We start from the raw sequence: 13290 nt of genomic DNA, 5'->3' as shown, positions 1-13290 counted from the left end.
GTCAGTGGTCACTTTCAGCAGTGGCGGGACCGGTGTGGCCGGCGGGCACGACCACCACCGGGACCGGGACGGTGCGCAGCATCTTCGCGGCGGTGCTGCCCAGGAACAGCCGGCCGCGGGCGGCCAGCCGGGAGGAGCCCACGACGACGACGTCGTCGGGCTCCCACTCGAGGTGGGCCATGGCGTGGTCCACGGTCGGCCCGGAGGCGACGAGCGTGCTGGCCCGGCCCTGGTCGAGCATCTCGGCGGCCTCGTCGGCCAGCCGCCGGTTCGCGTACTGGGTGACGGAGGCCAGGACGTCCTCGTCGTCCGCAGCGGTGCCCGGGCCGGAACCCTCCTCGGCCCGGTCCAGCAGCACGAGGGAGACCAGGCGCAACGGGATGGACCGGCGACGGGCCGCCTGGATGCCCAGGCCGACGACGTCGACGGCGCCCGGCCGCGGGCCGAACATCGCCGTCAGCCGGCCCACGGGCCCACCGTGCCGGTATCCGGCCGGGGCCAGGGCCACCGGGATCGGCGCCGTGTGCAGGAGGGTGGTGGCGACGGAGCCGAGGCGGTATCGACGCAGCAGTCCGCCGCTGCGGCCGCCGATGACGATCATCGAGCAGTCCAGTTGCCCGGCCGCGGCCAGCAGCCCTTCGGCGTCCGACTCGGCCGTGACCACGTGGCCGGTGGCCGGGACGTCGTCCGGGACGGAGGCCAGCGCCTCGTCGAGCCAGGCACCCAGTTGTTCCTCGAGGATGCTGCCGTACCCGCCGGCCGGCGGATAGATCCCGGCGTAGGCGCTGTCCAGCGGGGCGATCATCACCACGTGGAGCCGGGCGTCCTGCTCCCGGGCCAGTGCGATGCCCAGATTCAGGGCGTCCCGTCCCGTGGAGGTCGCCAGGTAGCCGACCAGCAGGTGCCGGGTCATCGGAGCGTCCCCTCGGTGAGGACCGGCCGGCCGGCGTGTGCGAGGATCTGCCGCGCCGCGGCCTCGCCCATGCGCACCGCGCCGTCCACGTGCTGGTAGCCCTCGGCGGCGATGTCCGAGCAGGCGTAGTGGATGGGCCCGGTGGGACGGTTCTGCAGGTGGCCCCAGCGGTGCAGCCCGCCCAGGTCATAGCTGGCCGCGTAGGCGCCGCGCGTCCACTCCTCGGCCGCCATGTCCGAGAGGTAGAAGGCGATCGGCTCCAGCGCCTGCGGCCCCAGGTAGAGCGCCAGCGCCTCCAGGACCTGTCGCCGGCGCTCCTCGGCCGGCAGGGCCCACATCCGTTCGGCGTGGACGTCCGAGATGAAGCCCACCAGGGTCCCGTGCGGGTCCTCCGTGCCGGGCTCGCCGCCGGCGAGGTTGGGGCCGTAGTTCGTGTTGTCGTAGACCTCCTGCACCAGGCGGCCGCCGCCGAAGCCGGTGCCGGACAGGCCCTGGGCGCGCCAGAAGGGGGTCTCGTAGACGGCGTGGACCTTGATGACCAGGCCCATCGAGAGGTGCTGGTGGGCGATCTGCTGCTCGCGCGGCAGCGGCGGGGTGAACTGGATGCGCGAGTAGAGGTTCGGCGGGACGGCCAGCACGGCGTTCCGCGCCCGGACGACCACGCGGTCGGAGTGGGCGACCACCCGGCCGGGGGCACCGTTCTCCGGCACGCCGTCGCGCACGTCCGCCGCGATGCCGTTCAGCGGATCCGCGGTGGCGGGGTCCGGGGTGGCCCACTCCAGCTCCCGCACCGGGGTGGACAGGTACAGGTCCTCGCCGATCTCCTCGGCCAGTCGCTCGGACACCGTCTGCATCCCGCCCACCACGCGCCGGTCCAGGATGAAGTCCTCGTCCACCAGGTTCGAGAAGGACCCCGCCGAGGCCGCCATGAGCACGGCCTGCAGCACGGAGAAGGCGTGGGAGGGCTTGGTGAGCATGCCGGAGGCCACGTAGATCGAGACGTTGTCGATCGCCTCCTGGTCGTCCGAGTGGCTGCTGAGCCAGGTCCGGAAGGAGATGGAGTCGAGCTCGGCAGCGCGGTCCGCCGCCCACGGCGCACTGGCCCCGATCTCCACGGTGAGCTCGTCCAGCAGGCCGATCAGCCGCTCCATCTCGGCGGCGGTCCGGTCGGAGACCGGCATGCGGTCACCGGTGTAGGTGTGCCGCGTCCCGTCCGGCGCCACGTAGACGGATGCACCCTCGCGGTAGCGCGGGAAGGTCTCCAGGCCCAGCTCCTCGACCAGGTCGATCAGCCGGGTCTGGTCCGGGGAGATCCACTGCCCGCCGATCTCGATGAAGTGCTCCCGGCCGCTGGCGTCCGCCACCCGGCCGTTCCACGTCCGGCCCCCCACGCGGGGCCGCGCCTCCAGGACGGCGACGCTGTGGCCGGCCTCCCGGAGGGTGCGGGCGGCCATCAGTCCGGCAGGTCCCGCCCCGATGACCACCACGTCGCGGTCGATGGTCGGGACGGTTCCTGAGGCGTCGTCAGTGCGTTCGGGGGTGGTGGTACTCATGGTCGGGCTCCCGTAAATGAATAACATTCGTTTTGTGACACAGTACACGTCCTGGTCGGGGGCGCAAGGGGTCGGTGAGCCTCGGTGGTGGAGGTACGTGGCGAGCCTGTGGGTGACCTGGGGCGACCGAGGCATCCCTTGACGAAAATGAATGTTGTTCGTATAAAAGTGAGACCTGCATCACAGGCGATGCGGATGGATGATCAAGACTGCCCAAGCCTTCCTGGGGCAGGGAGGTCCGCTCGTCCGCACACCCTCATGCCGCATGGCGGTCGCCTCGCGGCTTCGACCCGTCCTCAGGCGCGGTCCCGCTCGGTGTGCCGGGTACGCCCACTTTCCGCCCTGATCGACAGGAGCACCCATGACCTCCGTCACCGGACCACCGTCCCTACTCCCGGCACGAACCCCCGTCAGGATGACCAAGGTCCTGGGCGTGGTCGGGCTGACCGTCTTCGGCATCGCCTACATGGTGCCGTTGACGGTATTCTCGACCCTCGGCCCGGTCGCGGAGATCACCGGCAATGGCGTTCCGGGCGATTACGTCGTGACCTTGGTCTGCATGCTCTTCACCGCCCTCAGCTACGGGAAGATGACGCGCCGGTACCCCGTGGCCGGCAGCGCCTACACCTACAGCCAGCAGGCCTTCGGGGGGCACGCGGGGTTCCTCACCGGATGGGCCCTAATGCTCGACTACCTGCTGCTGCCGATGATCAACTACCTGCTGATCGGCCTGTATATGGGGGCCTACCTCCCTGGCGTGCCCACCGCCGTATGGGTCCTCGCGGCGATCGCCCTGGTGACCGTGCTCAATGTCCTCGGCATCAAGTCGGTGAGCACCTTCAACGGGATCGTCGTGGTGGTCCAGGTGGTCTTCGCGGTGTCGTTCGTCCTGCTCAGCCTCGGGTCGTTGTCCGGTGGCAGCGTTCCCGATCCGTCCGTCGCCTTCAGCGGCATGAACGGGGTGGGCGCCCTGTTCACGGGCGCGGCCATCCTGTGCTTGTCCTTCCTCGGGTTCGACGCCGTCTCGACGCTGAGCGAGGAGGCGCGCCACCCCCAGCGCGACGTCCCCCGGGCCATCATGGCGGTCACGCTCATCGGCGGGCTGACGTTTATCGGGCTGTCCTTCGTGTCCTACCTCGTGGTGCCGGACTGGCAGTCCTTCCAGAACGTCGACACGGCCTCGGCGGAGGTCGTGCAGGCCGCCGGCGGGGCCTGGCTGTCGAACTTCTTCGCCGCCTGCCTGCTGGCCGGAGCCACTGGGTCGGCCCTGGCCTCGCAGGCATCCGTCTCGCGCATCCTTTACACCATGGGCCGTGACGGCGTGCTTCCGCGGCGGCTCTTCGGTGTCCTCACCCGCCGATTCAACTCTCCTGCCCGGGCGACCCTGGTCGTCTCGCTGGTCTCTCTCTCCGCCCTGGTACTGCCCCTCGAGATCGTCATCACCATCATCTCGTTCGGTGCCCTGGCCGCGTTCACGATGGTCAACCTCTCGGTGGTCAAGACCTACGCGATCGATGATGCGCGCCGACGAGGTCGGGACGCGGTCAGCTACATCGTCTTGCCCCTGATCGGTTTCGCCCTCACCCTGTGGCTCTGGACGTCCTTGCCCGGCAGCGCGTTGCTCGTCGGGGGCGTCTGGCTGCTCGTGGGCCTGGCCTACCTTGCCGTACTCACCAGGGGCTTCCGGCGCCAACCCCCTGTCCTGGACCTGAAGGAGGACCTGTGACACCGATCCACCCCGTGGCCTCATCACCCGGACCGGCCGCGACATCTCCTCAGGCCCAGCCCCCGGTGCGGCGACGCTTCGACCTCCTCGTGTTCGCTGACACGGTGCACACGATGGACCCGGGACAGCCGACCGCCAGCGCCATCGGTATCCGGCAGGGCACGATCACGTGGGTCGGGCAGGCTTCCGACGTCCAGGAAGCGGACGCCACCGAAATACTGCGGGCTGCCGGCGGGTGTGTGACGCCTGGGTTGGTCGATGCACACATCCATCCTGTACTGGGGCTGGAGGTGACCCGCGGGGCGGACCTGAATGCCGTGACCGCCGCCGAGCAACTGCACGCCGCCCTCGCGTCCCCGGAGTCCTCCTCGACCCCCGGGGCCGACTGGGTGCTGGGCTGGGGCCTGGACCCGAGCATGGTCACGGGCCGCAACCTCTGCGCCCGCGACCTGGACGAGGCGGTGCCCCACCGACCGGCCTTCGTGCGGCTCTTCGACGGCCATTCGGCGGTGGTCAACACGCGGGCCCTGGAGCTGGCCGGGCTGACGGGGCGGGAACGCTTCGCCTCCTCGGCCGTGGTCGAGGTGGACGCGGACGGATTACCCACCGGCTTCCTGAAGGAATGGGACGCCATGGCGCTCGTCCTGGCGCACGTCCCGGCCCCGGCCTTCGAGGACCGGCTGGACGCCCTGCTCGGCGTGCTGGCGATGATGGGCGATGCCGGCCTGACCGGCGGTCAGGTGCTGGACTGGAGCGACGGCATGCTCGACCTCGTCGCGGCGGCCGAGGAACGCGGCGAACTGCCCATCCGGCTGTGCTTCTCCCCATGGATCATGCCCGGTGACTCCGAGGACCGCTTGCGCTCGGTGATCGACCTCCAAGGCCGGTCCGGTCGTCGCTGGACGGTGGAGGGCGTCAAGCTGATGATCGACGGCACCATCGACAACGGCACGGCGTGGCTGGACCGGCCGGACGTCAACGGGGAGTCCACGGGACCCCTGTGGCTGGACGCCAGGTCCTTCACCGAGACGCTCCACCGCCTGGACGCGCAAGGGATCCGGACGACCACCCATGCCATCGGGGACGGGGCGGTGCGCTACGTCCTCGACGCGATCGCCAGCGCACCGGGCGGCGCCGGCGGTCCGGACGGGACGCCCCGTCACCGGATCGAGCACATCGAGACCATCCCCGACGACTTGGTCGGGCGCTTCGCGGAACTGGACGTGGCCGCCAGCATGCAACCCACGCACTGCAGCCTGTACTGCTCCGGTGACGGCACGGACAATTGGTCGCGACGGCTGGGCGACGAACGCACCGGGAACGCGTGGCGGTTGGGCAGTCTCCGGCGCGCGGGTGTCACCGTCGCGGTCGGTTCGGACTGGCCCATCGCCCCCTGCGATCCCCTGCGGATCATTGCCGACGGCCAGCTGCGCCGGGAGGCGGGGAAACCATCGCAGCCACCCGTGGTGCCCGAGGAGGCGCTGACCGCCTTCCAACTCCTGGAGGGCTTCACCACCCATCGCGCGCGATCCTGGGGGCGTGCGGATGGAGGACGAATTGCCGTCGGGCAACCGGCCGACTTATCCGTCTTCTCCGGTGATCCCCTGACGACCGCCCCGGACGACCTGCCCGGCCTGGCCGTGGTCGCCACCGTCGTCGACGGCACGGTCCGGCGACCGGGCCGGGGATGAGGAGCGTTCTCGGTGGCCGGCGCCGGGTGCAGGGGCGACGCCAAGGGTTCAGGGAGGCTCCTCGTAGACTGACCGGGGTGCCCTTCCGGGCGCCCGGACCGTGGACAGCTGGGATGGAGGATGTGACATGGCCGGATCCCGGCGACAGGCGGGCCGGCCGGTGACACCGGTGCTGAGCCGGGAGCGGATCGCCCAGGCGGCGCTGGAGCTGGTGACCCTGGACGGGGCCGACACGCTGACGATGGCGGCCCTGGCCCGGCACCTGGGGGTGGCCGCGTCCGCGCTGTACAACCACATCGGCGGCAAGGCCGAGCTCACGGCGCTGCTGCAGGATGCCGTGATGGGACGGGTGGACGTCAGCTCCCTCGAGGCGTTCCTGGACGGTTCCGGGTCGCTGGCCGCGGCGCTCGCCGACTGGGGCCGGTCCTACCGCGAGGTCTTCGCCGCCCACCCCACGCTGATCCCGCTCATCGCGACCCTGCCGATCTCCGGGGCGCCGACCACCCGGGGGATGTACGACGTCGTGGCGGCGGCCCTGAGCCACGCGGGGGTGCCCGACCCGCGGGTGGTGCCGGTCATCATCGCCTTCGAGTCGTTCCTGTTCGGATCGGCCATGGACGTGCACGCCCCGGCCTCCATCTTCACCTCGCGGCCCGGTGAGTCCGATGCGCCCAACTTCCAGCGGACCGTGGACTCCTTCATGGCCTCGCTGGCGGCCGGTGACCAGGGGACGGGTGCCGCCGGGCAGGACGCCGTCCCGGAGGCGGCCCAGCGCAATCCCTACGCGGATGCGCCCTTCGAGCTCGGGCTCGATGCCCTGATCCACGCCACCCTGCGGCTCGTTCCCTGAGCCCGTGCCCTGATCAGGAGTCGAAGCCCATGCCCAGGGCCCCGGTGAACCTCAGCCACAGTCCCTTGCGTCCGCCCCGCCGGTCCGCCCGGGCCATCTCCCGCTTGGTGATCTCGATGCCGGCCCAGGCCAGCGGGTCGGGAGGGAAGGGTGCCGGCTTGCGCCGGACCATCTGCAGCCCGGTCAGTTCGGTGTCCCGGCCCGAGAGCAGGTCCAGCATCACCCGGGCGGCGAACCGGCTGGCGCCGACGCCCAGTCCGGTGAACCCGGCCGCACGCGCGGTCAGCCCGCCGTGGGCGGTGTCGAAGAAGGCGAAGAACCGCGAGCAGGTGTCGATGGCCCCGCCCCACTGGTGGCTGAAGCGCACGCCCTCCAGTTGCGGGAACGTCGCCAGGGTGTGGGCGGCGAGCCGCCGGAAGGTCGCGGGGCGCTGGTCGTAGGTGCCGGAGACGCGCCGCCCGTAGTGGTAGACCGCGTCGTAGCCGCCGAACAGGAGCCGGTCCCGGCCCGTGGCGCGGTCGGTGGCCAGCCGGTAGTAGTGGAACCGGGAGTCGGGGTCGTCCAGTCCCTGCCGGCGACGCCAGCCGAGCGCCGCGGACTGCTCCGGTGTCAGCGGTTCGGTCATCAGCGCGTAGTCGTAGACCGGGACGGTGGACAGTCCCGTGCCGGGCAGCAGGGACCGGTAGGCGTTGGTGGCCAGGGCGACCCGCCGCGCCGTGACCACGGCGCGGGGCGCTCCGCCCCCGGGACCCTGGTGGCCGCCGTCGTACGTCTCCTGCGGAAGGGGCCCGGTGCGGGCGGGAAGGCCCTCGACCTCCCCGCCGACCGTGGCCACCACTCGGGCCCCGGCGCCGGTGCCGGTGCGGCGCAGTTCCGGGACCGGTGAGTGCTCGTGGACGCGCACGCCCCGCTCCAGGCACGCACGCTTGAGCCCCCAGGCCAGCCGCGCGGGGTCCACCAGCGCGGATTCCCGGTGCCACCACAGCCCGGCCCGGTAGAGCGGCGAGGCGACCTCGGCCCGGACCTGCTCCCGGTCGAAGAAGGTCGACTGCGCCGGATCGGTCTCGTGCTCGCGCCGCAGCGCGTCCACGTGGTGGTCCTCGACGGCCACGGTCATGCTGCCGTTCCACTCGAAGCCGCAGTCGATCCCGTACCGCTCGAGGGCCTGCCGGATCTCCTCCACGTTCTGCTCCCCGAGCTCGTCCAGCCGGTCGACCTCGTCCGGTACGTGCAGCACCCCGTTGGCGCGTCCGTGGGTCAGCGAGGTCGAGACGAACCCCCCGTTGCGTCCCGAGGCGGCCCAGCCGCACTCGTGCCCCTCCAGCAGCAGCACGTCCCGGTCCGGGTCCCGCTCCTTGGCCAGCAGCGCGGTCCACAACCCGGTGAAACCGCCGCCGACCACCAGCAGGTCGGTCGTCGTGTCCCGGGACAGGGCGGGCTCGGCAGGCGGCCGGTCAGGGGAGTCCAACCAGTAGGAGATGGCCTTGGCGCCAGCCAGCGCCGCGTCCACGACGCCGGCCGGCACCTCCCGCTCGGCTCTCTCATACGCGGTCAGGGGCGAGGCCTCGTCGGGTCGTGGCGGCTGCGGCACGGGGTTCACCTCGGGTCCCGGATCAACCGGCCGCGTGGCGGTCCGCGACCTCGAGCGCCTGGTCCAGGATGTCCAGTCCCTCGCGGAGCACCTCGTCCGGGGTGTTCAGCGGCGGGGCCACGTGGATCCGGTTGTAGTTGGCGAACGGCAGCAGGCCCAGCCTCTTGCACTCGCCGATCAGCTCGTTCATCTCCGGGCTCGAGCCGCCGTAGGCCGCCAGGGGTTCCTTCGTGGCCCGGTCCCGCACGAGCTCCACGGCCCAGAAGGCGCCCAGTCCGCGGACGTCGCCCACCGAGGGGTGGCGGTCCCCGATCTCCCGCAGGCGGGGGCCGATGACCTCCCGGCCCACGCGCGCGGCGTTCTCCACCATGCCCTCGTCCTTCATGGCGTTGATGGTGGCCACGGCGGCGGCGCAGGCCAGGGGGTGCCCGGAATAGGTCAGCCCGCCCTGGTAGACGCGCTCCGCGAAGGTCTCGTAGACGGCGTCCGAGATGGCCACGCCGCCCAGCGGGACGTAGCCCGAGTTGACGCCCTTGGCGAAGGTCATCAGGTCGGGCTCCACGTCCCAGTGGTCGACGGCGAACCACTCACCGGTCCGGCCGAAGCCGACCATCACCTCGTCGGCGATGAACATCACGCCGTACTTCCGGGTCAGCTCCCGGACCCCGGCCATGTACCCCGCCGGCGGCACGTAGATGCCGGCGGTGCCGGGGACCGACTCGAGGATCAGGGCCGCGATGTTCTGGGCGCCCTCGAGCTGGATGACCTGCTCCAGGTGCTCCAGGGCGCGCTCGGTCTCCTGCCGGTCATCCTGGGCGTGAAAGTAGCTGCGGTAGGGGTAGGGGGGCATGAAGCGGACGACGCCGGCCGCGGACCGGTCGGCGTCGAACCGGCGGGCATCACCCGTGACGTTCACGGCCAGGTCGGTGCCGCCGTGATAGGACCGGTAGGCCGAGAGGACCTTGTGCCGGCCGGTGTGCAGCCGCGCCATCCGGATGGCGTGCTCGACGGCGTCGGCGCCGCCGTTGGTGAAGAACACGTGGTTCAGGTCCCCCGGGGCCAGGTCGGTGACGAGGCGGGCGGCCTCCGACCGGGCGTCGTTGACGTGGGCCGGGGCGATCGTGGCGATCCTCGCGGCCTGGTCCTGGATCGCGGCGATGACCTTCGGGTGGGAGTGGCCGATGTTCGTGTTGACCATCTGGGAGGAGAAGTCGATGAGCCGGCGCCCCTCGCCGTCCCAGACGTGGGGGCCCTCGGCCCTGAGGATGGTCATCGGGCTGATCTTGCGCTGCGCGCTCCACGAGTGGAAGACGTGGGCGCGGTCGAGGTCGAACGCCTTGCGGCCCTCGGCGATCAGGTCCTCGGTGATGGCGGGATCGGGGGTTACCGGCTGGATGGTCATCTCGTCTCCTTCGTCGAAGCTGCCTGGTCTCGATCGTGCCATGACGGGGCGCGCGGCGGGTGAGGCCGGTCGCCCGCGCGCCCCGTCCCGGCCGCCGGTTCGGTCAGATCCTCGCCCAGGCGTCCTGCAGGACCCCGCGCAGGATCTGCTCGATCTCGTCGAACTCGGGCTGGCCCAGGGTCAGCGGCGGGGCGAGCTGGATGACCGGGTCGCCGCGGTCGTCCGCGCGGCAGTACAGTCCGGCCTCCCACAGCGCGGGGGACAGGAAGTCGCGCAGCAGCCGGTCGGCCTCCGGGCCCTCGAAGGTGGTCTTGGTGGCCTTGTCCTTGACCAGCTCGATGCCGAAGAAGTACCCGGCCCCGCGCACGTCGCCCACGATCGGCAGGTCCAGCAGCTGTTCCAGGGTGGCCCGGAAGGAGTCGGAGCAGCCCTGGACCCGCTCGTTCAGCCGCTCGCGTTCCATGATGTCCAGGTTGGCCATGGCGACGGCCGCGGCGACCGGGTGACCGCCGAACGTGTAGCCGTGGTAGAAGGTCGAGTCCTTCGAGAAGGGCTCGAAGAGCCGGTCGGAGGCGATCATCGCCCCGATGGGGGCGTACCCGGAGGTCATGCCCTTGGCGCAGGTGATGATGTCCGGGGTGTAGCCGAGGTCGGTGCAGGCGAACATCGAGCCGATCCGGCCGAAGGCGCAGATCACCTCGTCGGAGACCAGCAGCACGTCGTACTCGTCGCAGATCTCCCGGACGCGGTCGAAGTAACCCGGCGGGGGCGGGAAGCACCCGCCGGCGTTCTGCACCGGCTCCAGGAAGACGGCGGCCACGGTCTCGGGCCCCTCGAACTCGATGGCCTCGCGGATGCGTTCGGCGGCCCAGAGCCCGAAGTCCTTCTCGTTGTCCGCACAGAACTCCGGCGCCCGGTAGAAGTTGGTGTTCGGCACCCTGAACCCGCCCGGGGTCAGGGGCTCGAACTGCTGCTTCAGCTCGGGGATGCCGGTGATGGACAGGGCGCCCTGGGGCGTGCCGTGGTAGGCGATGGAGCGGGAGATGACCTTGTGCTTCATCGGCCGGCCGGTCTCCTTGAAGTAGTTCTTGGCCAGCTTCCAGGCGGACTCCACCGCCTCGCCGCCGCCGGTGGTGAAGAACACGCGGTTCAGGTCCCCGGGCGCGTAGGCGGCCAGCCGCTCCGCCAGGTCGATGGCCGGGGGATGGGCGTAGGACCACAGCGGCATGAACGCCAGCTCCCGGGCCTGCTTCGCCGCCGCCTCCGCCAGCTCCTCGCGACCGTGCCCCACCTGCGCCACGAACAGGCCGGCGAGGCCGTCGATGTAGCCCCTGCCGGCGTCGTCATAGATCATGTGGCCCTCGCCGCGCACGATCACCGGGACGTCGGCCCCGCGCTGGATCGGGCCGTGCGCGGTCATGTGCATCCACAGGTGGTCACGGGCCGCGTCCGTGCGCAGCGCGCCGGTGGGTGTGGTGCGTACCGAGTTGTCGGTCATCGGGTTCCCCAATCGTATTCCTGCTTCCGCAGGGAGAGGTAGGTGAGGGTCTGCGTCTGCGTAACCCCCTCGGTGGTCCGGATGGCGGTGATGACGTCCAGGAGGTGCAGGTCGTCCTCGCAGACCACCTCCACCAGCACGTCCCAGTCACCGGCGACCACCACGCAGTAGTCGACCTCCGGGATCTGCGCGAGGCGGTCGGCGGTCCCGGTCAGGTCGGCCCCGGTCTTGACGTGCACCATGGCCTGCCGGGGGAAGCCCAGCTGCATCGGGTTGGTCACGGCCACGACCTTCAGGACGTCGTCGTCGAGCAGTTTCGTCACGCGCTGCCGCACGGCGGCCTCGGAGAGCCCCACGGCGCGGGCGATCGCCGAGAATGAGCGCCGCCCGTCCTGCTGCAGCTGCTCGATGATGGCCTTGGAGCGGTCGTCCAGCGCTGCGGAATGGGCCTCGGACGGCTTCGCGGGGGCGAGGCTGCTCTGCGGCGTCACGGTGCCTCCTGGCGTCCATGGGGGGGTGGGGTGTCGGGTACGGGCCGCACCCGGAAAACGGATCTCGTTGACTGGGGGTGGGCTTGCCTCATTGAATCCCACGCGGAGAGGGGGCGCAAGGGTCGGATTTCGTTTCCGAGAGGTAAATGCTCAACGAAAAACCTTGTCAGTGCAGGAGTGCTCTGTCACACTCTGGTCAACAGCCGCGGCAGTACACAACGCTCAGGTCCCGGCCCCCGGGGACCCGCCGTGGCCGCTCGCGTCGATCCGAGGAGCCAGCATGTCCCCCCGATCCCATCCGTCCCACCGTCTCAGCCTCCGGCCGGGTGCCACGCCCGGTCCCCGCGATCCTGACGTCGCCGCGCTGGTCCGGCTGGCGCGGTCGGCGTCGGCCGGCAGGATCAGCCGGCGGTCCCTGCTGACCGGTGCCGGCGGGCTCGGACTGGCCTCCGTGCTGGCCGCCTGCGGAACCGGTGGCGGGACGACGCCGGCCGGGGAGAGCGAGTCCTCCGGGCAGCTGACCCCCGCCGAGGACCGCTCGGCCGAGGACGGGACGCTGCGCTGGTCCAACTGGACGCTCTACCTGGACTATGACGACGCCGCGGGCGTCTATCCCACGCTGGAGCGGTTCCAGGCGGAATCCGGCCTGGAGGTGACCTACACCGAGGACATCGACTCCAACGACGGCTTCTTCGGAAAGTACCAGAACCAGCTGTCACGGGGGCAGGACATCGGCGCGGACCTGATCACGCTGACGGACTGGATGGCCGCGCGATTGATCCGCCTGGGCCAGGTGCAGGAACTGGACGCGGGGAACATCCCGAACCTGGCCAACCTGCTGCCCAACTACCGGGAGGTCGAATGGGACCCGGGTCGCGTGCACTCCGCGACCTGGCAGGGTGGGTTCACCGGACTGGCCTGGAACAAGGAGGAGGTCCCCGGGGGCCTGCGCGCGCTGGACGACCTGTGGGACCCGGCGCTGAAGGGGCGCGTGGTCGTGCTGGACGAGATGCTCGACACCATGGGCCTGCTGATGATGGCAGACGGGGTGGACATCACGGGGGACTGGGGTGACACCGAGTTCGACAACGCCCTGGAGGTCCTGCAGAGGCACATCGCCAGCGGCCAGATCCGCCAGGTCAAGGGCAACGCCTACAAGGAGGACCTGATCTCCGGTGACGCCCTGGCCGTGATCGGCTGGTCCGGGGACATCACCCAGCTGAACGTCGAGAACGGCGACCGCTGGGAGTTCGCCCTCCCGGAGGCCGGCGGGACCATGTGGGCGGACAACCTCATGGTCCCCATGGGGTCCTCGCACAAGGCCAACGCGGAGAGGCTCATCGACTTCTACTACGACCCCGCGGTGGCGGCCGAGGTCGCCGCGTACGTCAACTTCGTCTGCCCGGTGGAGGGGGCGCGGGAGGAGATGGAGAAGATCGATCCCCAGCTGGCCCAGGACCCGATGATCTTCCCGACGGACGAGTACCTGGCCAACGCCCAGATCATCCGGGCACTCACCCCCGAGGAGGAGACCCGGTACAACGAGTCCTTCCAGCGGGCGATCGGCAACTGAGC

The 13290-nt window shown here is 70.9% G+C and carries 10 protein-coding genes; 4 read left to right on the top strand and 6 right to left on the bottom strand.

Annotated features, from left to right (window positions below; all coding sequences use genetic code 11):
• Window position 1: 1 nt before the first annotated feature.
• Both GGQ69_RS11045 and GGQ69_RS11040 read right to left on the bottom strand, forming a co-directional pair.
• Window positions 2–913 (bottom strand): universal stress protein, encoded by a 912-nt coding sequence (locus tag GGQ69_RS11045; RefSeq protein ID WP_183527970.1) that lies wholly within the window; start codon window positions 911–913, stop codon window positions 2–4.
• Complete coding sequence (locus tag GGQ69_RS11040) at window positions 910–2466, bottom strand: NAD(P)/FAD-dependent oxidoreductase (RefSeq protein WP_183527968.1); 1557 nt, start codon at window positions 2464–2466, stop codon at window positions 910–912. Before GGQ69_RS11040 ends, GGQ69_RS11045 begins: the two co-directional genes overlap by 4 nt.
• 361 nt (window positions 2467–2827) lie before the next feature.
• On the opposite strand from GGQ69_RS11040, the gene GGQ69_RS11035 reads away from it, so the two are divergent.
• From GGQ69_RS11035 to GGQ69_RS11025, 3 genes are all read left to right on the top strand, one after another.
• On the top strand, window positions 2828–4192 hold the full coding sequence (locus GGQ69_RS11035; protein ID WP_183527966.1) for an APC family permease: 1365 nt from the start codon (window positions 2828–2830) through the stop codon (window positions 4190–4192).
• A gap of 113 nt (window positions 4193–4305) precedes the next feature.
• Window positions 4306–5883 (top strand): amidohydrolase, encoded by a 1578-nt coding sequence (locus tag GGQ69_RS11030; RefSeq protein ID WP_255459672.1) that lies wholly within the window; start codon window positions 4306–4308, stop codon window positions 5881–5883.
• 127 nt (window positions 5884–6010) lie between these two features.
• A complete protein-coding gene (locus tag GGQ69_RS11025) occupies window positions 6011–6733 on the top strand; it encodes a TetR/AcrR family transcriptional regulator (protein WP_183527963.1) in 723 nt (240 codons plus the stop codon).
• Window positions 6734–6746: 13 nt separating this feature from the next.
• Here GGQ69_RS11025 and GGQ69_RS11020 read toward each other — a convergent pair whose 3' ends face one another.
• The 4 genes from GGQ69_RS11020 to GGQ69_RS11005 form a co-directional block, all read right to left on the bottom strand.
• Window positions 6747–8324 (bottom strand): NAD(P)/FAD-dependent oxidoreductase, encoded by a 1578-nt coding sequence (locus GGQ69_RS11020; RefSeq protein WP_370577155.1) that lies wholly within the window; start codon window positions 8322–8324, stop codon window positions 6747–6749.
• Between the two features lie 22 nt (window positions 8325–8346).
• Window positions 8347–9726: an aspartate aminotransferase family protein gene (locus GGQ69_RS11015; RefSeq protein ID WP_183527961.1), complete on the bottom strand. Its 1380-nt coding sequence runs from the start codon at window positions 9724–9726 to the stop codon at window positions 8347–8349.
• Between the two features lie 103 nt (window positions 9727–9829).
• On the bottom strand, window positions 9830–11224 hold the full coding sequence (locus GGQ69_RS11010) for an aspartate aminotransferase family protein (protein ID WP_183527959.1): 1395 nt from the start codon (window positions 11222–11224) through the stop codon (window positions 9830–9832).
• Window positions 11221–11715: an Lrp/AsnC family transcriptional regulator gene (locus tag GGQ69_RS11005; protein ID WP_183527957.1), complete on the bottom strand. Its 495-nt coding sequence runs from the start codon at window positions 11713–11715 to the stop codon at window positions 11221–11223. The genes GGQ69_RS11010 and GGQ69_RS11005 overlap by 4 nt, the downstream gene beginning before the upstream one ends.
• 280 nt (window positions 11716–11995) lie before the next feature.
• On the opposite strand from GGQ69_RS11005, the gene GGQ69_RS11000 reads away from it, so the two are divergent.
• On the top strand, window positions 11996–13288 hold the full coding sequence (locus GGQ69_RS11000; protein WP_183527956.1) for a spermidine/putrescine ABC transporter substrate-binding protein: 1293 nt from the start codon (window positions 11996–11998) through the stop codon (window positions 13286–13288).
• Window positions 13289–13290 lie beyond the last annotated feature (2 nt).

The sequence above is a fragment of the Micrococcus sp. TA1 genome, assembly GCF_014199555.1.
GTDB lineage: Bacteria > Actinomycetota > Actinomycetes > Actinomycetales > Micrococcaceae > Citricoccus.
Note: the sequence above shows the minus strand (reverse complement) of the source record. Positions and strands in the feature narration are given on the sequence as shown.

What these genes read in the sequence shown, in the direction of transcription:
- GGQ69_RS11030 (WP_255459672.1), top strand. Translation starts at nt 4,306, where the DNA reads ATGGACCCGGGACAGCCGACCGCCAGCGCCATCGGTATCCGGCAGGGC.
- GGQ69_RS11040 (WP_183527968.1), bottom strand. Translation starts at nt 2,466, where the DNA reads ATGAGTACCACCACCCCCGAACGCACTGACGACGCCTCAGGAACCGTC.
- GGQ69_RS11045 (WP_183527970.1), bottom strand. Translation starts at nt 913, where the DNA reads ATGACCCGGCACCTGCTGGTCGGCTACCTGGCGACCTCCACGGGACGG.
- GGQ69_RS11035 (WP_183527966.1), top strand. Translation starts at nt 2,828, where the DNA reads ATGACCTCCGTCACCGGACCACCGTCCCTACTCCCGGCACGAACCCCC.
- GGQ69_RS11010 (WP_183527959.1), bottom strand. Translation starts at nt 11,224, where the DNA reads ATGACCGACAACTCGGTACGCACCACACCCACCGGCGCGCTGCGCACG.
- GGQ69_RS11000 (WP_183527956.1), top strand. Translation starts at nt 11,996, where the DNA reads ATGTCCCCCCGATCCCATCCGTCCCACCGTCTCAGCCTCCGGCCGGGT.
- GGQ69_RS11015 (WP_183527961.1), bottom strand. Translation starts at nt 9,726, where the DNA reads ATGACCATCCAGCCGGTAACCCCCGATCCCGCCATCACCGAGGACCTG.
- GGQ69_RS11025 (WP_183527963.1), top strand. Translation starts at nt 6,011, where the DNA reads ATGGCCGGATCCCGGCGACAGGCGGGCCGGCCGGTGACACCGGTGCTG.